We start from the raw sequence: 17,700 nt of genomic DNA on the forward strand, positions 1-17,700 counted from the left end.
TGCGTAGTCTTAGTCCCCAATATATCGAAGAGGTGGCTTTCTTGCCGAGAGCGCGCCGGAGCAGGTAGGAGCGCTACAGCAGGGGGGAGAGCGCCAGAAAGAGAACAGCGGCGAGCAGAAAACAGGCTGGCATGGTGATAAACCAGGTGAGGATGATGCGGAGCACGATTTTGTGGCGTACCGCGGCGAAGCGCTGGTTGACTCCCGATCCGAGGACGGCGGAGGCTGCCAGATGGGAGGACGAGACCGGGGTGTTGAGGAAGAACTGGAGAAATACCAAGGCCAGGGCTGTTGAGCTTTGGGCAACCGCCCCGCGGAAGGGGTCAACTTTAACCATTTGGTGGGCGAAGGTGTAGCCGATGCGGGAGCTACCTCGGGCTGTGCCGAAGCCCAGCACCATAGCAAGGAAAAGGGCGGAGATGATGTAGGTGGTGGGGTGAACTTCGAGTCCGGCAGAAAGCAAAAGTACGGCGTAAATAACGACGGCTCGTTGCCCGGTTTGAATGCCGTGGATGAGAGAGATGAGGGAGTTGGCTAGGGAGAGGACGCTGCGGGAGAAGCGGTTGACGGTTGAGGGGTAGGAGCGTTGTAGGAGCCCGTAGAAGGGGAAGACCACTGCCCATGCGAGGACGAAGAGGACGATGGGGGCCAGGATGAGGGGCACGAAAAGGAAGGTGGCAAGGGGCTCAGAGAAGGGGCTGAAGCTGCCTAGATCGGTTGAGCGTGCGGCCCATGCTGCCCCGGCTAGGCCGCCGATGAGGGCGTGGGTAGATGAGGACGGGATGCGGAACCACCAGGTGATAATGCCCCAGGCTACCGCTGAGATGAGGGCGGTGAGTACCAGACCCAGGCCAGTGTTGTTGTGGGGGACGGTGAGCCAGTGGGTGGTGACTGAGCCTAGCATGATGCCGGTCATGGCCATGCCGACGGCGTTAAAGAGGGCGCTGGTGCGTAGGGCGATTTTGGGGGTGAGGGCCCTGGTTTTCACGGGTATGGCGGTGGCGTTGGGGGCGTCTCGAAAGCCGGTGACGAAGGTAAAGGCAATCAGGGCTAGGCAGCCAAGGGCAAAGAGGGCAAGAGTCAACTAGGACTCCTGCACGATAATGCGGCCGATTTCGGTGGCAACGGTACGCATAGCTTCGGAAGCCTCGATGAGCTTACGCACGAACTGGGTGGTTTGCAGGTAGCGGGTCTGCTTGTAGCGGTCCTGAATGTCGGCGTCGTATTCTTCAGCTATGCGTACGGCCTGCTTGGCGATGCGGAGCATAGTAATCCAGTAGTCGTCCAGGTCGCGCAGGGTGCTGAGTTTGGGGATGATTTCGGTGGTGAGTACAGCCTGGCGCTGGATGAGGTCGAGCAGGGTCGCTGCCTTGGGCGAGAACCGCACGATGTGGTAGAGGTGCAGAATGTTGGCGGCTGAGGTCAGCTTCTCAACGACATTGTTGAGTGAGACAGCCAGGGTGTAGATGTCTTCGCGGGGGATAGGAGTTGAGAAGGAGCTGCGCACAGCGGTCATGGTGGTGTGCAGCATGTCGAGGGTGGCAGCTTCGTGGGTGAGAGTGCGCTCGAGTAGCTCGGGGTAGCGGTCTTCGGGGGAGCCCACCATTTCTGAGAGCAGGGCTGCAGCACCTGTAACCTGCTCTGAGAGTGTGGCTAGGGCGGTCAGCGAGGTGTTCTCTTGGGGGAACATACGTTGAAGCATGGGCCAGCTCTCCTGGGTGTGGGCGGTGGGCAGGTGATGAGCTTATGGTACCGCGCCAAGGTTAACGGGGGAGGGCTCGGTAAAATCCCCGGTGCGGACGCAAGTGCCGGGCTACCTGCCTCATAGAAAGAGAGGCGGAGCCCGGCACCGCGATATGAAGTTTAGCGATGTCAGGCTGGGAGCGCCTCTCGGCGGAAGGCCGCTCGAAGCGGCTAAAGATTTGGAGCCCGGGGCTACCTATTAGCAGCCTGACATCTTGGTATCCATCATTCTCCTGTTGGAGTGGGATGTCAACCCTGGGTATGAAAATGGTTTCCTTGAAGAGACTTTGAGTTGACATGGATGGATATCTCATATTGTGACAAGTTATATAAAAATTTCGAGCAAAATCCGGGTTGGGTATTGACCAGTAGTTGTGATGTGAGTCATGGTTGAAGCACTCGTAAATTTAGCGGTATACACCACAACGGATCACTTGGATAAAGGAAATCCTTCCATGACGAAAAAATACACACCCAAGAAGGTAGCCCGCAGCGGTGCGGCCTCCCTGCTTGGCCTCGGTATGGTTCTCTCTATGGGCCTGCCTGCGGCTAACTCTCTGACCGATGCTGACCTGTTCCAAAGTGCTACTCAGACCATGAACGAACAGGTGCTCACTCCTTCCATGAAAGCGGCTGAGGGTACCGTTAGCGTATTTGTCCAGTTCAAGGGCAAAGGTGCCTATGAGAGCACCCAGCCTGCCGCCGTCCTGCAAGGTAAGCAGGCTCCTGTCGATGCCCAGGCAGAAGTTCAGGCCATTGCTGCGGCCGTTGAGCGTCAGGGGCGAGCAGTGGCTGCTGAAACTGGCGCAAGCGTCCTCTATACCGCTCATAATTCCGTCCGCGGTGTAGCAATTCGCGGTGACGCTGAGAAGATTCGTGAACTGGCTTCTCGCAGCGATGTTGTCATGATTTCCCCCATCGTGTCGAAGACCCCGTCCAATACCGGCACCGTCATCGATACCCAAGCCATCGCAAGCTGGCAGCAGACCGGCTACACCGGTAAGGGTGTCAAAATCGCTATTATTGATACCGGCGTTGACTACACCCACACCCAGTTCGGTGGCCCCGGTACCGCTGAAGCCTACGAAAAGGCTTCCAAGATGACCGATATGCCGGCCGCTGACTCTGGCCTATACGACCCCGAAAAGTACCTCGGTGGCTATGACCTTGCCGGCGACAACTACGACTCAGGTAGCGACGCTGCTGATGCCTTGCCTCAGCCTGATAATAACCCGCTTGACTGCCGCTTTGCAGGGCACGGTACCCACGTTGCAGGTACCGCAGCGGGCTACGCCGTCAACGCTGACGGCAGCACCTTCAAGGGCGACTACACCAAGATCACCGAAGAAGAGATGAAGGGCATGAAGATCGGTGCTGGTTCAGCTCCGGGCGCCCAGATCGTTGACTTCCGTGTCTTTGGCTGTGAAGGGTCCACCGACCTCACTGGCCAGGCCCTCGACCGCGCCCTAGACCCCAATAACGACGGTAAGTATGACGACCGCGTTGATGTAGTTAATATGTCCCTGGGCTCTGACTACGGTGCTACCGACGACCCCGAAAACGTCATTGTTGACGCCCTGACCCGCCAGGGTGTCCTCTCTGTCGCTGCAGCTGGCAACTCCCGTGCGGCTAACGGCAACGGCGATACCTACTCTATTTCCGGTAACCCGGCTAATGCCCGCTCAGCTCTGGCTGTTGCTAACTCCATCGGTTCTACCGCCGCTATCGACAAGGCTAAGGTTCATTCCCCTGCAGGTCTTGCCGGTGACCTCAGCGGTGACTACTCTGTCAGCTTCGATTACTCAGCTGCTACCCCTGAGCAGCTGATTGGTGAGGTCGTCAAGAGCACCCCCGAGAACCCCTTCGGTTGTGATGCCTACCCCGAGGGCACTGACTTCGGCGGCAAATGGGTTTTCATTGACTGGACCGATAACTTTGAAACCTTCCCTTGTGGCTCGGCTGTCCGCTTCAACAACATTGAAAAGGCAGGCGGTAAGGGTGTAATCCTTGCCTCCAACCTGGATTACGAGACGATTGGTATCGCAGGTAACTCAACCATCCCTGGCATCCGTCTGGTTGCTCAGGATGCTGAAAAGGTTCGTGCTGCTCTCGATGCCGGTGAAGAAGTCAAGATTGAGCTGAAGAACGAATGGATTTCCTCCGTTCTGGTTGAGCACGGTCTCTTTGACCAGGTCAATACTTCAACCGGCCGTGGTGTTCACGGCACCGTCGGTTACACCAAGCCGGACGTTGCCGCCCCCGGTACCGGCATCGGCTCAGCTGCCGTTGCTGGCGGCTCTGATAAGGCTGTAATGTCCGGTACCTCCATGGCTTCTCCCCATGTCGCAGGTATTGCAGCCCTGGTCTATGAAGCCAACCAGAGCTACTCAGCTCCCCAGGTCAAGGCCGCTATCATGAACTCAGCTGTTCATGACCTGAAGACTGAAGACGGCGCTATCCACTCTGTAGAGCGTGTGGGCTCCGGCCGTGTTGACGCCCTGAAGGCTGTCAACCAGAAGGTTCTGACCTACAGCGCTGATCACCCCGATCAGGTCTCTGAAAGCTTCGGCGTGATTGAAGTTCTCCCCGATGCTGGTGTTCAGACCTTTACCCGCAAACTCACCGTCGATAACTCAGACAACAAGGCTCATACCTACGAGGTTTCATTCGCTGCTTCCTCCGACCTGCCCGGTGTTGAGGTATCGGCTCCTAAGACCGTATCTGTTGAGGCTGGTGGAAAGACCACCTTCGTCGTTACTGTCACCGTTGACCCCTCCAAGCTGGAAAAGAAGCTTGAATCGGCCAGCTCAGCCCAGCAGCTGGGTTACGATCGCCAGTTTATGAGCATTGAATCTGGCCGTCTCCTGCTGACTGAGAATGGTAACGAGATGCGTCTGCCCCTGCAGATTGCACCCAAGCCTGTATCAGATATGAAGGCTGCTGCAAGTACCGTTGAATTCGGGGAATACAGCCTTAAGAGCACCATCGACCTTGAGGGGACCGCCGTTAATCAGGGTGGTTATAAGTCTCTGGTCGGTGCTTTCGAGCTCGGTGCTGTTTCTGAACGCAAGAAGACCTCTACCCTGGGTGCTGTTACCAGTCAGCGCGTTGACCTTCAGTACGTCGGTGCTTCTACCAACGTTCCTGCCCTGCAGGCAACTAGCGGAGATGTCGCCAAGGACGGCATGATGAGTATCGGTGTCTCCACCTGGTCCAACTGGGAGAACCTCACTAACCCCACCAGCATTGAAGTAGCTTTCGATGTTGATGGCAATAACCGCGCAGACTACTACGTCTACACTAACCGTGTTGCTGGTCTTGACTACCCCGTTGCAACCCTGGTTGGCTATGTCAATGGTAAGCTGACCGCCCTGGACCACCAGCCCATCAATGGGGCTTTCGGTAGCGTTGATACCAACACCTTCGACAGCAACGTCCTAGCCCTACCTGTACAGCTATCCAAGATGGGTATTACCGCTGATAACGCTGGCGACCTGCGCTACAAGGTAGACACCTACTCCTGGTACGAGAACGGCCGCCATACCGATGCAACTGACTGGGTTTCCTTCAATCCCCACAGCCCCAACCTGTGGTTCGAAGGCACTGCGTCTGACGCAAGCGGTTTGTTCATTGACGCCCCCGAGGCTGATATCACGGTTAACCGTGGCAGCGTCAACGTCAAGGATGCTCAGGCACTGCTCCTGCACATGCATAACGGTACTGGCGACCTGAGTGGCGTCAAAGCCGGTGAAGACGGCGGCAAGGCTGAAATCGTATCACTGGTTCAGGAAGAAAAGATTCAGAACCCCCGTTTCAAGGACGTCAGCCCTGACGATCAGTTCTACAAGGAAATCGCTTGGCTGGCTGAGCGCGGTATCACCACCGGCTACCCCGACGGCACCTTCAAGCCCCTAGATAATGTAGAGCGTGGCGCTATGGCTGCCTTCTTCTACCGCTTGGCCGGTAGCCCCCAGTTCACCGCTCCGAGCGAGTCTCCCTTCAAGGACGTAGCTACTGACCACCAGTTCTACAAGGAAATTGCCTGGATGCACGCTTCTGGTATCAGCACCGGTTGGGCAGATGGCACCTTCCGTCCCCATGATTCCGTCAACCGTGACGCTATGGCTGCCTTCTTCTACCGTTTCGCAGGTGAGCCTGAATATGTGGCACCCCAGGGTGGCCAGTTCTCTGACGTTGCTCCCGACACCCAGTTCTACAAGGAAATTTCTTGGCTGGCTGAGTCTGGTGTAACCACCGGTTGGGCTGACGGTACTTTCCGTCCCGTTACCCCCATCGCCCGTGATGCAATGGCTGCCTTCCTCTACCGTTTCGACCAGAATGTTTCTCCCCGCTAAGGTCGGTGGTGAAAACTTCATCTGGGTCCTGTAGCTAGGTTTCTAGCAAGACCTGTTGAAACAAGACTCGGCCCCTCTTCCAGATCGAAGAGGGGCCGAGTTTTTGCTATTGGGCCTATATTAGTCCAGGGTTCCAGCCCGCCAGTTGAGGGCGGCTTCTTCGAGCTCGCGCGCGGTTCCGGTGAGCCTACGGGCAGCGGTTCGCAGGCGGACGGCCCGCGCAGCGGCCTCGTCACGCACCTCGGCTGAGGGGCGGTGTAGCTCGGTCACCTCATCGGGGTGCCCGCCCCTGGGTGAGACCCGCTGGCCGTGCCTTAGCTCCAGGGCGACATCGTCCTGCCCCAAAGCCAGCACGCGGCAGAAAGCCGCAAAGCGGTTGAGGGCAACGTCGAAGTCGCCGGTGTAGGCGCCTGCCAGAATTGCATCGACGGTGGCGCAGATTTCGTCAGCAGTAGGCGGCGAGGGCACCCCGGCCAGGGCCTGAGCCAGGTAGCTGGAGTGCATGCCGCGCTCGTAGTAGTGGCTCATGAGCTGGGAATTAGCACGAATGACGCCGCGCAGGGCATAGATACGCCAGAGGGCCCCGGCAACGGTCACGGGGGCTGCCCGCGACCAGAGTTCAGCTACGGCTTCGATACCGAACTCGTCGGTGTAGTGCACCAGGCGTTTGGTGACGGAGGGGTCTTCGTTGGCGCGTCCGCGGGCTAGCAGGGCGCGGGCGGACGCCTGGGCAGCCGCAGCTAGGTCCTCTGGGCTGCCAGCACCCTGGTAGCGTTCAAACTTTTCGGTAGAGAGGCGGACGGGGCGGTGAAAGCGGGCGTCAGAAGGCATGCCTACCAGTGTAGAACTGCTACGGGACGAGGGAAAGGCTATGCGCTGAGAGGTAAAACTCGGGAGCGCGTGATGACGCTGGTGAGCATCAGGGCGATGACGGCGAGTTGCAGGCAGGCCCGCAGGATAACGATATAGGGCTACCAGCGGAGCTGAATCTTTTGGGCAGCGAGCAGGGCCGTAGTGAGGCCGACGAAGAGCAGCAGGGCTGCGGCGTAGTGGGTGAGGGGGCTGTTCAGTAGGGCGGTCACACAGCTATTAGAGCACGGTGGCGGCGCGGACGCCCGTTGAGGCCGGGTTTTTGGAGCTTTGCGTCACGGGGTGTATAGTGGAAGGCGCTGAGTTTACTCAGTGGATGCGCCTTTAGCTCAGTTGGTAGAGCATCGGACTTTTAATCCGTGGGTCGTGGGTTCGAGCCCCACAGGGCGCACATCTTCATCAGATTCACCCCGTTCCGGCGATGCCGGGGCGGGGTTTTCTGCGTCTTCACTGGTAAGGGGTGAGTCTACGACTGACCCAAGCAACTGCCCAAGAGTAATCCCCAGGTACGCAGCAATTACCCCTAAATCATTGATAGTAAAAGCGCTCACGCCTCGAAGTCTTTTGGAAAGCGCAGAATGTGCCATTCCTATTTCATCTGCTAACTGTCGGGCGCTTAAGCCACGTCTTCCCATCCAGGACTTAACTTCTCCAGCAACGGCTAACTCAAACTCAGAAACTGGGCCACTTGTCCAAGTCTTAGGCATCATGCCTCCTTCATCTGGAACGTTTATGTTCTACAAAGTAGCACAGCTAGTCCAAAAAGTCTCTATTTGTGTCTAAAACGAGCACAAAAAGCTTGTATTGTAGCCATTAAAGTTCTAGTGTGTCTTTTATGGACACGCAAATGAATATATCTACTGAAGTCGGTCTCAATGTTCGCGCGGAGCTAGCGCGTTCTGGGCAAAGCATTACTGGAGCTGCACAAGCTCTCGACCTGAGCGCTCCTGCTTTTAGGCGGAGGCTAAAAGGCCAGGTTCCGTTTAACGTCTACGAGCTGGCCCAGCTGGCGAATCTGCTAGGAATCGCTTACGAGCAACTTGTAAACCCTACGAGGTGAATTTGCATGACTGCTCTAGTAGCCAAGACTTATGGACTCACACCGATAAAACCTAAGACTCGAGCACAGGCTCTGCAACCACAACTCAAAAAACTGCTTACAGACCCCCATCGAGAGCAAAAGCTAACAGCTCTTGAGGCCAACCAGCAGCTCCCCAAACTTTCCGGATCACCTTCAGCTCCCTACCCCCGAGAAGCCCGCTATCTCTTCATGACCAGCGGAAAGCAAATCCTCCCCGAAGCAGCCAGATCCCTCACTGAGCCAAGCATCTGGTACGCACTAGCAGGAATGAAATAAGCCATGTCACTAGAAATGATCACATGGGCCCTGAGACAAGACGTCAAGAACTCCCAGTTCCAGGTCCTCATAGCCATAGCCAACGAAGCCGACTCGGACGGCGTATGCTTCACCGGCCAAGCCAAACTTGCTTACAAAGCCAATGTCACTGACCGCACCCTCAGAACCTGTATTGCCCAATTTCGAGAGATGGGCCTGCTCCATACCGAACGACGCACTATGACCTTTGGGCGGGGACGCAAGACAGACGCCATCGTCCTCCACCCCGAAGTCACAGGCTACGAAAAAGCCCCTTACCCCCACGCCGAAGAAGACCGCAAAAAGGCTGCACGGAATCGCAAAAAATACGAAGTTATCCCCAGCTATGAGCCTGTGGATAACTTCCACGATGACCAACCGGAAAAATTTTCCGGTAGAAAAGAAACCCCTAGTCAGACTCAAGCGGAAAAATTTTCCGGTAGAACGTTCAACCGGAAAAACCATGCTGACCAACCGGAAAACTCAGGTATTTCAACCGGAAAAATTCAGCAAAGTGCCTTTAATAGGAACGCGCGCGCGTTTAACCCGTTAAAAGACCCATCAGTCCCTCAGTCAGTCAGCAACGGCACCTCTGTGGATAACCAGACTGACCGACCGACCGAAGAGCCAGCAAAAAAATCTTCCCCAGCTGTCACAAACCAGCTTCCAGCTAGTTCTCAGACCCCAGGTCTTTCACCCCGGATTACCCACGGAGTCAACCACACCAAGCTCCGCCAAGACCTGCACCAGGCACACCTGGATACATCCACCATTGACGATGATGTGCTTAGCCAAATCATCACCATCGTTTTCTCCCGTGCCACTCAGCCAGTGCGTAGCCCCCAGCGATTCGCCTACTCCTGCATCACCCAGGAGTTCCATGAGCTCATTTCCCTAGCCCAATCCACCCAACGCCAGCAGAACCTTCCTAAGCGCCTGACCTGCCCAATACACAACCTGGACTATTCAGCAGGCGGAGAGTGCCGCAGTTGTGCAGCTGACAGAAAAGCCGCCCCTCCAGAAGAGCACTGGAACCCTACAGGGCCTCAAAACTTCCCCAGCGCACCCAGATTCCACCGAGAGAACCAAACAGCCTAAGAAAGAACCCCAGACCTCAAACAACCCCACACGCTAGGTTCCCCCACTCACCACACCTAGCCCTCCCCCATAAAGTCCCAAACCCAAAAAATTCCCATATGCCTTCAACCCCTGCCGATTTCCCCTCACCACCGGCAGGCAGCGAAAGCAGGAGAGAGATCCGTCATGCAAGACAACAACATGCAAAACCACACCTGCCAATGGACACCAGAACGTCTAGAAGCCTGGAAAAACACCAGCAAAGTCATCTACTCAGTTCTGGCAAAATTCCCACACATCAGCGACCTACACGGAGCCATCGAAGACACCCACCAAGAAACCTTCCTGGCCGCCCACAAAGGCCTGCATACCTTCGATGAGGCTCAAGGCGATTTTGGAGCCTGGATCCGCAGCATCGCCGTCAGGTGCGCCTATGCCCACCTACGACACCTCAAAAGCGATGACCGCACCCAAGCAGAAATCACAACCGAAGCAGCCCTCACAGGCTTGACCGCAGACTCAGCACTAGAAACCCTGCTGGCCCTAGGCCACATGGAAGAAAAACTTCAGGACCTAGCAGCGGTGCTAGGTATCGCAGTCAAAGCACTAGGGGACATCGAACCCATCACCCGAGTGCTGAATCTGATTCTGACTGAGGAACCGCTGAGCTACCGAGCTACAGCTGAGGTGCTCGGTATCGCTGAGAAAACCCTCTACAAGTCCAGCGCCAAAGTACTCATGTACACCGAGGTTATTTACCGGGCTTTGCTGATTCACCGATACCGAAAGGAAGAAGGGCTAGAGACAGCGCCGGTACTCATGCAGGAGGTCATCTCCTGCCTGCCCCAGAGCAAACTAGGCAAGTCTCCGCACTTTACGCACAGCGTTACTGAAGCCACCCTGGACGCCGGGCACGTAGACGATATTGACGTGGTAGCCCTAGCCGAGATCTGCAACTGGAGCTATGCCTACGCCCAGCGGTGCATTTCCACCACCTGTGAGCTTTTCAACCTAGCCCTCACCGTCATACAGCAAGGAGATATCTAGCCACCACATGACACAACAGAACAATGTGCAATAGAACTAAACAATTGTGTTCTGTTTAGTTCTATTGCACCCCCTAGAGGGCAACGTGCTCGAAAAAACTTCCCCGTTCTGCTCTCAAAACATCCCAAATCCTCATATACACCTGTGGGGAGGCACCTAGCCTCCCCACCAGAAAGAGAAAAGAGAATCTATGAAGCCCGCAAAGCTCACTGGCTCAGCCGCAGCCCTGGCTGTAACTTCCATGCTTGCTGTAGCCCCCTTGGCCTTCGCTGAGGACGCCAAGCCCTCAGCAACCCCGAATACGCTCCGTCTAGCAGCTATCCAAGCAGCCGAGGAAAAACCAGCCGAAACACTCGACGGCGACCAGCCCGCTGCTGAAGAGACCCCTGAGCCTATTGAGGTCGTCCCTGTTCCGACTGCTAGCCCCACTGAAGCTCCCCAGCCTACCGAGGAACCCTCACCGGAGCCTAGCGAATCAGCAGAGCCCACCCCTGAACCAGAAGATAGCGAAACCCCTGAGCCTATTGAGGTCGTCCCTGTTCCGACTGCTAGCCCCACTGAAGCTCCCCAGCCTACCGAGGAACCCTCACCGGAGCCTAGCGAATCAGCAGAGCCCACCCCCGAACCTGTCGAGAGTGAGACTGTCCCGGCAGAACCTACTGCTGCGCCTGTCGAGCCTTCAGCTGATCCCAGCGAGCCTGAAAACGCCCCGGTGCCGGTAGAAACCATCGCCCCGACACCCAGTGCCCCCGCTGAAGTTATCCCCGTTGAGGTAGACGCTGAGCAGAACATTTTGCTCACTGGCACCGTCACACAGGAGCAGACCACTGAGACTGGCGAAACTGTTGTGGTGACTGAAGAAGTCACCGCAGCAGGCGAACATGTCACCACTGAATTTGTGGTTAACCCAGCAGAAGGTCAGACTACCGTTACTCAGACCGTGACTAACCCTGTTACCGGCGAGAAGAAGACTACTGAGCGCAAGGTGCCTGCAACCACCTTCAAGGCAGGTGGCGCAGCATCTATCGAAGCAGCCCCAGCCACAGACCGCAAGAATACAGCGCCCCTTCTTCTAGGCGTTGTAGGTGCAACCGGGGTAAGCCTGGCCGCAGCAGGAATCATCCTCTACCGCCGCCAGGCAACCACCGCTTCCTAAGAAGCTATAGAGAAAGCCGGGGGTGCTATCGCCTGCGAGAGCACCCCCGGTTCCTCCCCTCCCTTCCCCTTCCCTCTCTGAAGACAAAAGGCTAGAGCCCATGAAAAAATATCAGGCACTTCTACTCACCGGCACTGCCTTGACCCTAGCGGCAGGAGGCGGGCTCGTACTCACACAGGCATATCAGGAGCCAGCCCCAGCCGTCGTGCAAGAAATCGCCCAAGCGCCAGCACCTGCTAGCGAGTTCATGGACTACCAATGCCCACCACCAGAGCAACTACCGCAGAATCTAGACCTAACACCGGGCAGCTGGTACTCACCGGTGCTAGAGGTGGGAGCCAGCTTCAACCCCAGCGACTATCTACCGGGTGAATCCATCGGCGACGATGGAATTATCTACGCACCCTCAGAAGCTATTGAATCCCCCGAGGGGGCGTCCTTGTTGGTCGGCCATGTTGATTTACAGCCGGGAGTCAAAAGCCCTCAAGGTGGTGAACTCACTGCCTGGGGTAACCTGCATAAGCTCCAGGCCTGCGATGTGATCTATACAAAGGCGGGGGATGGAACCTTAGTTATCTCTCAAGTAACCAGCGTAATTGTTGCCCCTCAATTTGACCCAAGCCTTGAAGCCAAAGTAGCTGCAAACCCATCCGACTCAGCCCTGGCTGAACAGCTGCGTGAACAGCAGGAAATTGAATCACGAATCTTCCGAGCAGCAGGGGATAAGCGCATTGTCTTGATGACTTGCTCAGGGCCGTCCGTTGAGGATGTCGGGGGAGAGTTCCAGTTCCGCTACGCCGACAACCTCATCATTGAAACTACTCCAGTCAGTCTGTAAGCCGCCACTGTTCACCATTACATAGAACTCAACAAAACAAAATTGTTTTGTTCTGTTGTGTTGTGTTCTGTTAATTGTTAGGATGGAGCCATGATTTTACTAATTGCTCACCACAAAGGCGGGGTTGGCAAGTCCACTCTCGCTGTCAATCTAGCCGTAGCTTTTCAGCAGCTCGGTAAAAAAGTTCACGTCTTGGAGACCGATCCGTCAGTGCGTACTGCTTCCCGTTGGGCAGACGATCGAGAAGAGCTGGGGCATGCCCCGGTTATCACCACCCGCAAAGAAGGCAAGCTCTCAGCCACTCTCAAAGAGATGGACGAGCAGAACGATATTGTCATCATCGACACGGCGGGTAAGGACTCCAAGGAGACCCGATCAGCTATGATCGCAGCCGATATTCTTCTGGTGCCCACTGGCACCTCCCAAGCTGACTTAGACTCTACTCTTGACCTGGCAGACACCATCGACACTGCACGAGACTTTAACGAAGAGCTCAAGACTCTCATTGTCATATCCAAAGCATCGACTCATGCTTTGAGCGACGAAATCCAAGAAGCACGAGACTATCTAGAGGACTTCCCCCAAGGTATCGAAGCTGAGGTGGCCGATGTGGTGATCTATCACCGCAAGGCTTATCAAAGTGCCATGAGTGAAGGTATCTCTGTGGTGGAAGCTAAAGATGCAAAGGCTAAGGCAGAGGTGCAGCTGCTGGCCCAAGAAATCCTGACCCTGAAAGAAGGCCACTAATGGTTCGTAAACGCAGCGCTGAAAAAACTGCTGATGACTTCATTGAGGCAGCAGAAAAAGATGCCAGCTGGAAACAAGAAGAGACGCCAGCAGCTATCAAGAAGGTTGTTAAGACCCAGGCGGTAGAGATGCCTGCTGATACCAAAGATCGGGTCAAAGCCCGAGCCAAAGCCAGCCTCAAACGTGGCATCTACACCATCCAGGCCACTGAAAGCCAAAAAGAGCTGATGAACTACGCAGCAGAGCAGCTGGACATTAGCAAGGCAAAGCTCATGGAGCGGTACTTCTTCACAGCTTTAGAAGCAGAGTTCGGGGCTGAAGTTCCTATCACCAAAGAAGTGTAAGTTGATATGAATCGTTACCCGCCCCAGTACAGGAAACCACCACTGAGACACCGGCTCTGGGAGTTCGTGCGGGCAGCCCATCAGGTTATCTGGATGATGGGGCTGTTCGTGGGGATTCCTGCGGCCATGATTCCTGTGCTGGGGAGGTTCCCCCAGATACGCCAAGCTATCGGATATTGCATCCTCTGGGGCCTGGCTATAAGTTTCATCGTTTACCTCGTTCGTTCCCTCATATCAGGTGAGAGACCATCGGGGGTATGAGACACCTGGGGAGGGAGAGAGATTGAATTATCCCGTACAATGGGTGCTGGCGCTTTAGGCGCTAGTAAAATCATGGCACTTACTCTGATTCTCTGGTGTTTTCAAACCCTTTCTTGCATGAGGGGCTCTCTTGACACCGGGGGAGAGGGGCTAATGCCTACAATTGCCTGATTCTTGTGGTGAGATGATGGCAGGAACGCCGCTCTGTTTCTTGGAAGCAGGGCGGCGTTTTCGTTTCTTGACGTGGTTATGATGGCACTATGAGTAGCTGGAATTTACCGAGGGAAGTAGTTGCCCTATCCTGTGCTGGCGATTTTGAGTCAGCCCGGTATGAGTGGGATTTGGTAGACCGGGATATTGACCCTGATTGCTTGCAAAGCTGTGTTTGCGGCAAAGAGAATTTGAAGTATCTCTTCACTATCCATAACCGTGAGACCGAGGCAAAGCTCTATCCCATCGGCTCTAGTTGCATTAAGCTGTTCGGGCGTCAGGACCTGGACCAGCAAGTTAGCGTTGCTAGGCAGATGTATGCGGTCCTTGCAGAGTATAGGGAATCTGGAACCTTGGCACTCAATGGCGGAGCTATCTCAAGAGCCGTGCTGAAGAAGCTATATGAGGAGGGTTGCTTTGACCCTAATTCATATAATGATGGCAACCCTGAGGCTGATTATCAGTTCTTGGTCAAGATGTTCAATCAGCGTAATGAGCCTACTGAAGGGCAACGGAAAAAGATATGGGTGCTGCTCAATAAGACTGTTGGCCCCTATCTGGAGCGCACATTAGGTTCCTAGGCGTTGCGGTTCTTTGCTTTGAGGCGCGTGATAGTGGATCGCGAGACCCCTAGTGTGGCAGCTACTTGGTTCTCACTCATGCCGTTGTCGATAAGGCGCATCGCTGCTTGCTGTTGGTCTTCGGTGAGTTTAGGTGGACGGCCACCAATACGCCCTTGGGAACGTGCGTGTGCCAGGCCTTCGCGGGTGCGTTCTACTATCAAGTCACGTTCAAATTCGGCCATTGACGCGAGCACGGAAAGAACGAGTTTCCCAGCAGGGGTGCGGGTATCAAGTTTCGTATCAAGAGCTTCTATTGTGATGCCTCGACTGGTGAGTTCTTGAACGGTTCGGAGGACGTCGATGGTGGAGCGTCCTAGTCGGTCAAGGCGGGTGACAACGATGCTGTCATCTTTTCGTGCGTAGGCAAGTGCAGCAGTGAGGCCCGGGCGGTCTGCTCGGGCCCCTGAGATTTGGTCTGTAAAGATTTTTTCGCAGCCGTAGGTCTTGAGTGTCTGGTGTTGAGCTTCGAGAGAGTCTTGTTGTTGGTTAGTTGAGACGCGGGCGTAACCAATTTTCATCAGCTGATTCACTGTCTAGTTGTTTCAGAGCTTGTGGCTCTAAGATCAATCCCCATGTAGATGTTGTTGGGGCGGTATTCGGGGCGCATTATTACTGGGCCTACTCCGGTGAAGTACTCTGTAGGCAGGGTGTGTTTGAAATTTTGAAATCCAGCATGGGCAAAGAACTCCCGTGATTCAATTTTTCGAGCAGCTAGAGAGAACTTCGTGACCTGATGCTCTTGGAAGTAGTTGTAGCAGGCCTGGAGTAATTCTTTGCCAATGCCTTGACCTCGGTAGTTCGGGGTGACGGCAAGTTCTTCGATGAAGGCAGTATTTTCACAGCAGTAGCGAATTGATTTGAGGGTTTCTTTCTGTCCTGGGGTATCGAGCCGAAAGAAGCTGTTGATGTCCCAGTGATACAGGAAGCTGGTGGCGTGGATAGCACCGATTAGCTGGTTGTGGTCGAAAGCGCCTAGCCACAGATCATGTACCTCTGGTGCATCGAGTCCTGCTGCTGTGAAGAGGTTGCGCAGCTTTCGACGTTGTAGTTCATCTTCTTTGTACTTGGTGAGATTTGTTGGAGTAATGAGCTCGTGAACCATGAGTCGAGCTGGTTTTTGTTCTCGTTCAGTCTTGAGGGTTTTCAGTTCCATTGAGTCTTCTTTCTTGCCCTTTTAGGACTGGGTAGCCGTGCAGGGGAGTTCTTGGTTGAGTCTTTAGAGCGCTGACTCATAATTGAACGTTTTTGACGCAACCTAGTCTACCGGCGTTGCGGGGGAGTGGGAAGCCCTCTTTCTTGCGTCAGAAGTCTGAGTCAAAACCTGAGTGAGTCATAACCTGTCAGTGAACATTTTTGACTCAGTTCCTGCGCGGCTATTTACTGTAGTCGTTTATTCGGCTACAATATAGGTATGGCAGTTGAATTTACCCCTAGCGCAAGCAAGCATGGCATCTCACAGCAAGATGCGATCTACGCGATCTTGCACCACGAGGTAGCAGTAGACATCCCCGGTCGTGATGGATTCAAGCCCGCCACTCTATATATCGGGCACCCTCACGGTCAGACTGACCGGTATATCGAAGTTATCGCAGAGGTAATCCCACCAAGGGGTCTGAAGATTTTTCACGTCATGCCCCTGGGGTCCAAGTATCGCAAGTACCTTTAAAGAAAGGAAGGAAACGATGACCTACGGAACTAACGAATACTACGAAAACTACTCACGAGCTATCGAGGCAGGCGAAGTTGAAGCGGACCCCCGCACCATCCGCCGAGATAACGCTGGGGCTCTTGAACTGATTCTTGCAGCTACTGGCGCATCCAGCGAAGAGGAAGCTCTGGCCATGTTCGCCCCTGGTCGCCCGCAGGTAGGGAAAGAGCGTGGAGAGTCTCCATCTATCCGTGCACGCGTCCCCCAGCAGCTCAAGGATAGTGTGGCTATTCTGGCAGCACGCCAAGGTAAGAAAGAATCTGAGATTGTACGTTTGGCGGTTGCAGAGTACGTCAAGGCACACGCTGCATAAAGCTGATGGACGATAATTGGCCGGTGTGGACATCTACACCGGCCAGAACTCTTTTAAGAACGTACAGAAGCAGCTACAGTAGAGCCATGAGCACAGAAGAACAACGATTTTTCAACCACGTTGTCAAAGGGCCTGCACCAGAATCCTGCTGGATATGGACTGGCGCTATCAGCGACGACGGCTACGGAATCTTCTGGCGAAAAGACACCACCACCGGCAAGGACGCACCCATGCGTGCTCACCGCTACGCACTCTCCCTCATACATGAGAACCTCACTGATCTGCACGCCCTGCACCGGTGCGATAACACCCTATGCGTCAAAGCAACGGCTCAAGCTGACACACACTTAACCGCTGGAACCAGGGCAGAAAACATGGCTGACCGCTCTAGAAGAGGCCGATCCAACTTCCAGGGCAGGCCTACCAAATCAAAAACTGACCGAGCGGAAGCTGCACGCACCCTGCGCGAAATTACCCTTAAGGACGGCTACAAGCAGCAAGCCGTTGATGAACTCATGAAAGGCATACCGGCAGAACAACTTTCACTCTTCTAGAACGAATGGTGGCTCTACCCTCACTGGGTAGAGCCACCATTCTTTCTATCTATACCGCAGTATCTGAACGGGAATCTTCGCTGTCATTCGTAGAAGATCCTTCACTTTGCTGGGGAGCCATCTTCAGAAGCCTACGCGCTTCAGAGGAAGAAATTGCCAAACGCTGAGCAATCTCACCCACAGCAATACCTTCAGTTTTCATCCGAACAACTACGGCAGCCTGTTCAAGCTGTGAGCTTTCCTGTTGCTGATTAATCTTTTCGCGCAGTTGCTGAATTTTTACTTCTAAATCCTCAATCTGCTTCTCCAGATCACTAACACCGTTCTTCTCAGGAATAGAGAAAAACTCAGCTGCAAGTTCCAACAAGCGATCCTGTTGTTGCTGAAACTTTAGAGCAGCTTCTGCTGCCTTCTTCTGTGCATTAATGGCTGTGCTACTTTTACGGCCTGCCATAGTTCCTCCTCATAGGGTAATGAAG

17 protein-coding genes, 1 tRNA gene and 1 pseudogene are annotated in these 17,700 nt (G+C 54.8%); 12 read left to right on the forward strand and 7 right to left on the reverse strand.

The annotated features are described in order from the left end of the window. Nucleotides 1-73: 73 nt before the first annotated feature. Nucleotides 74-1,084 carry an anion permease gene (locus ACEE43_RS09465; protein WP_449107939.1) on the reverse strand — a complete coding sequence of 337 codons (1,011 nt, stop codon included), beginning with the start codon at nucleotides 1,082-1,084 and terminating at the stop codon, nucleotides 74-76. Then, on the reverse strand, nucleotides 1,085-1,702 hold the full coding sequence (locus ACEE43_RS09470) for a DUF47 domain-containing protein (RefSeq protein WP_237196394.1): 618 nt from the start codon (nucleotides 1,700-1,702) through the stop codon (nucleotides 1,085-1,087). A 496-nt stretch (nucleotides 1,703-2,198) separates the two neighbouring features. Here ACEE43_RS09470 and ACEE43_RS09475 point away from each other — a divergent pair, with 496 nt between their 5' ends. Next, nucleotides 2,199-6,098, forward strand: a complete 3,900-nt coding sequence (locus tag ACEE43_RS09475; RefSeq protein WP_449107940.1) for a S8 family serine peptidase — start codon at nucleotides 2,199-2,201, stop codon at nucleotides 6,096-6,098. Nucleotides 6,099-6,218: 120 nt separating this feature from the next. Here ACEE43_RS09475 and ACEE43_RS09480 read toward each other — a convergent pair whose 3' ends face one another. Next, nucleotides 6,219-6,929 (reverse strand): hypothetical protein, encoded by a 711-nt coding sequence (locus ACEE43_RS09480; RefSeq protein ID WP_449107941.1) that lies wholly within the window; start codon nucleotides 6,927-6,929, stop codon nucleotides 6,219-6,221. Between the two features lie 357 nt (nucleotides 6,930-7,286). Here ACEE43_RS09480 and ACEE43_RS09485 point away from each other — a divergent pair. Beyond that, nucleotides 7,287-7,359: transfer RNA gene (locus ACEE43_RS09485), tRNA-Lys, on the forward strand. Between the two features lie 91 nt (nucleotides 7,360-7,450). Here ACEE43_RS09485 and ACEE43_RS09490 read toward each other — a convergent pair. Next, a pseudogene (locus ACEE43_RS09490) lies at nucleotides 7,451-7,678 on the reverse strand (helix-turn-helix domain-containing protein); the annotation flags it as partial. A gap of 137 nt (nucleotides 7,679-7,815) precedes the next feature. Here ACEE43_RS09490 and ACEE43_RS09495 point away from each other — a divergent pair. The 8 genes from ACEE43_RS09495 to ACEE43_RS09530 all read left to right on the forward strand — a co-directional run bounded on the left by ACEE43_RS09495 (nucleotide 7,816) and on the right by ACEE43_RS09530 (nucleotide 14,604). Then, nucleotides 7,816-8,028, forward strand: coding sequence for a helix-turn-helix domain-containing protein (locus ACEE43_RS09495; protein WP_449107947.1), 213 nt, complete (start codon nucleotides 7,816-7,818; stop codon nucleotides 8,026-8,028). A gap of 300 nt (nucleotides 8,029-8,328) precedes the next feature. Then, nucleotides 8,329-9,441, forward strand: a complete 1,113-nt coding sequence (locus ACEE43_RS09500) for a hypothetical protein (RefSeq protein WP_449107942.1) — start codon at nucleotides 8,329-8,331, stop codon at nucleotides 9,439-9,441. Nucleotides 9,442-9,606: 165 nt separating this feature from the next. After that, the gene (locus tag ACEE43_RS09505; RefSeq protein WP_449107943.1) at nucleotides 9,607-10,467 is read left to right on the forward strand and encodes an RNA polymerase sigma factor; all 861 of its coding nucleotides are present in this window, start codon (nucleotides 9,607-9,609) and stop codon (nucleotides 10,465-10,467) included. A 190-nt stretch (nucleotides 10,468-10,657) separates the two neighbouring features. Then, nucleotides 10,658-11,623: a hypothetical protein gene (locus ACEE43_RS09510; RefSeq protein WP_449122311.1), complete on the forward strand. Its 966-nt coding sequence runs from the start codon at nucleotides 10,658-10,660 to the stop codon at nucleotides 11,621-11,623. Nucleotides 11,624-11,723: 100 nt separating this feature from the next. Beyond that, the gene (locus tag ACEE43_RS09515) at nucleotides 11,724-12,461 is read left to right on the forward strand and encodes a hypothetical protein (protein WP_449108122.1); all 738 of its coding nucleotides are present in this window, start codon (nucleotides 11,724-11,726) and stop codon (nucleotides 12,459-12,461) included. Between the two features lie 90 nt (nucleotides 12,462-12,551). Further along, nucleotides 12,552-13,208 (forward strand): AAA family ATPase, encoded by a 657-nt coding sequence (locus tag ACEE43_RS09520; RefSeq protein ID WP_449108123.1) that lies wholly within the window; start codon nucleotides 12,552-12,554, stop codon nucleotides 13,206-13,208. After that, on the forward strand, nucleotides 13,208-13,552 hold the full coding sequence (locus ACEE43_RS09525) for a hypothetical protein (protein ID WP_449108124.1): 345 nt from the start codon (nucleotides 13,208-13,210) through the stop codon (nucleotides 13,550-13,552). The genes ACEE43_RS09520 and ACEE43_RS09525 overlap by 1 nt, the downstream gene beginning before the upstream one ends. Nucleotides 13,553-14,073: 521 nt before the next feature. Next, nucleotides 14,074-14,604 carry a hypothetical protein gene (locus tag ACEE43_RS09530; protein WP_449108125.1) on the forward strand — a complete coding sequence of 177 codons (531 nt, stop codon included), beginning with the start codon at nucleotides 14,074-14,076 and terminating at the stop codon, nucleotides 14,602-14,604. On the opposite strand, the gene ACEE43_RS09535 is transcribed toward ACEE43_RS09530, so the two are convergent. Further along, nucleotides 14,601-15,164: a recombinase family protein gene (locus ACEE43_RS09535; protein ID WP_449108126.1), complete on the reverse strand. Its 564-nt coding sequence runs from the start codon at nucleotides 15,162-15,164 to the stop codon at nucleotides 14,601-14,603. The two genes, ACEE43_RS09530 and ACEE43_RS09535, sit on opposite strands and share 4 nt — an antisense overlap. An 8-nt stretch (nucleotides 15,165-15,172) precedes the next feature. Further along, nucleotides 15,173-15,799, reverse strand: coding sequence for a GNAT family N-acetyltransferase (locus tag ACEE43_RS09540; protein WP_449108127.1), 627 nt, complete (start codon nucleotides 15,797-15,799; stop codon nucleotides 15,173-15,175). Nucleotides 15,800-16,328: 529 nt separating this feature from the next. Here ACEE43_RS09540 and ACEE43_RS09545 point away from each other — a divergent pair. Beyond that, entirely contained in the window at nucleotides 16,329-16,667 is a 339-nt protein-coding gene (locus tag ACEE43_RS09545; protein WP_449108128.1) for a hypothetical protein, read from the forward strand. 86 nt (nucleotides 16,668-16,753) lie between these two features. Next, nucleotides 16,754-17,221 (forward strand): hypothetical protein, encoded by a 468-nt coding sequence (locus tag ACEE43_RS09550; protein WP_421084771.1) that lies wholly within the window; start codon nucleotides 16,754-16,756, stop codon nucleotides 17,219-17,221. Between the two features lie 49 nt (nucleotides 17,222-17,270). On the opposite strand, the gene ACEE43_RS09555 is transcribed toward ACEE43_RS09550, so the two are convergent. Beyond that, complete coding sequence (locus ACEE43_RS09555) at nucleotides 17,271-17,675, reverse strand: hypothetical protein (protein ID WP_421084770.1); 405 nt, start codon at nucleotides 17,673-17,675, stop codon at nucleotides 17,271-17,273. Nucleotides 17,676-17,700: the final 25 nt, after the last annotated feature.

The organism is Rothia sp. 11254D007BW, assembly GCF_053548195.1.

What these genes read in the sequence shown, in the direction of transcription:
- ACEE43_RS09505 (WP_449107943.1), top strand. Translation starts at nt 9,607, where the DNA reads ATGCAAGACAACAACATGCAAAACCACACCTGCCAATGGACACCAGAA.
- ACEE43_RS09470 (WP_237196394.1), bottom strand. Translation starts at nt 1,702, where the DNA reads ATGCTTCAACGTATGTTCCCCCAAGAGAACACCTCGCTGACCGCCCTA.
- ACEE43_RS09550 (WP_421084771.1), top strand. Translation starts at nt 16,754, where the DNA reads ATGAGCACAGAAGAACAACGATTTTTCAACCACGTTGTCAAAGGGCCT.
- ACEE43_RS09520 (WP_449108123.1), top strand. Translation starts at nt 12,552, where the DNA reads ATGATTTTACTAATTGCTCACCACAAAGGCGGGGTTGGCAAGTCCACT.
- ACEE43_RS09510 (WP_449122311.1), top strand. Translation starts at nt 10,658, where the DNA reads ATGAAGCCCGCAAAGCTCACTGGCTCAGCCGCAGCCCTGGCTGTAACT.
- ACEE43_RS09480 (WP_449107941.1), bottom strand. Translation starts at nt 6,929, where the DNA reads ATGCCTTCTGACGCCCGCTTTCACCGCCCCGTCCGCCTCTCTACCGAA.
- ACEE43_RS09540 (WP_449108127.1), bottom strand. Translation starts at nt 15,799, where the DNA reads ATGGAACTGAAAACCCTCAAGACTGAACGAGAACAAAAACCAGCTCGA.
- ACEE43_RS09535 (WP_449108126.1), bottom strand. Translation starts at nt 15,164, where the DNA reads ATGAAAATTGGTTACGCCCGCGTCTCAACTAACCAACAACAAGACTCT.
- ACEE43_RS09545 (WP_449108128.1), top strand. Translation starts at nt 16,329, where the DNA reads ATGACCTACGGAACTAACGAATACTACGAAAACTACTCACGAGCTATC.
- ACEE43_RS09475 (WP_449107940.1), top strand. Translation starts at nt 2,199, where the DNA reads ATGACGAAAAAATACACACCCAAGAAGGTAGCCCGCAGCGGTGCGGCC.
- ACEE43_RS09500 (WP_449107942.1), top strand. Translation starts at nt 8,329, where the DNA reads ATGTCACTAGAAATGATCACATGGGCCCTGAGACAAGACGTCAAGAAC.
- ACEE43_RS09495 (WP_449107947.1), top strand. Translation starts at nt 7,816, where the DNA reads ATGAATATATCTACTGAAGTCGGTCTCAATGTTCGCGCGGAGCTAGCG.
- ACEE43_RS09525 (WP_449108124.1), top strand. Translation starts at nt 13,208, where the DNA reads ATGGTTCGTAAACGCAGCGCTGAAAAAACTGCTGATGACTTCATTGAG.
- ACEE43_RS09555 (WP_421084770.1), bottom strand. Translation starts at nt 17,675, where the DNA reads ATGGCAGGCCGTAAAAGTAGCACAGCCATTAATGCACAGAAGAAGGCA.
- ACEE43_RS09530 (WP_449108125.1), top strand. Translation starts at nt 14,074, where the DNA reads ATGAGTAGCTGGAATTTACCGAGGGAAGTAGTTGCCCTATCCTGTGCT.
- ACEE43_RS09515 (WP_449108122.1), top strand. Translation starts at nt 11,724, where the DNA reads ATGAAAAAATATCAGGCACTTCTACTCACCGGCACTGCCTTGACCCTA.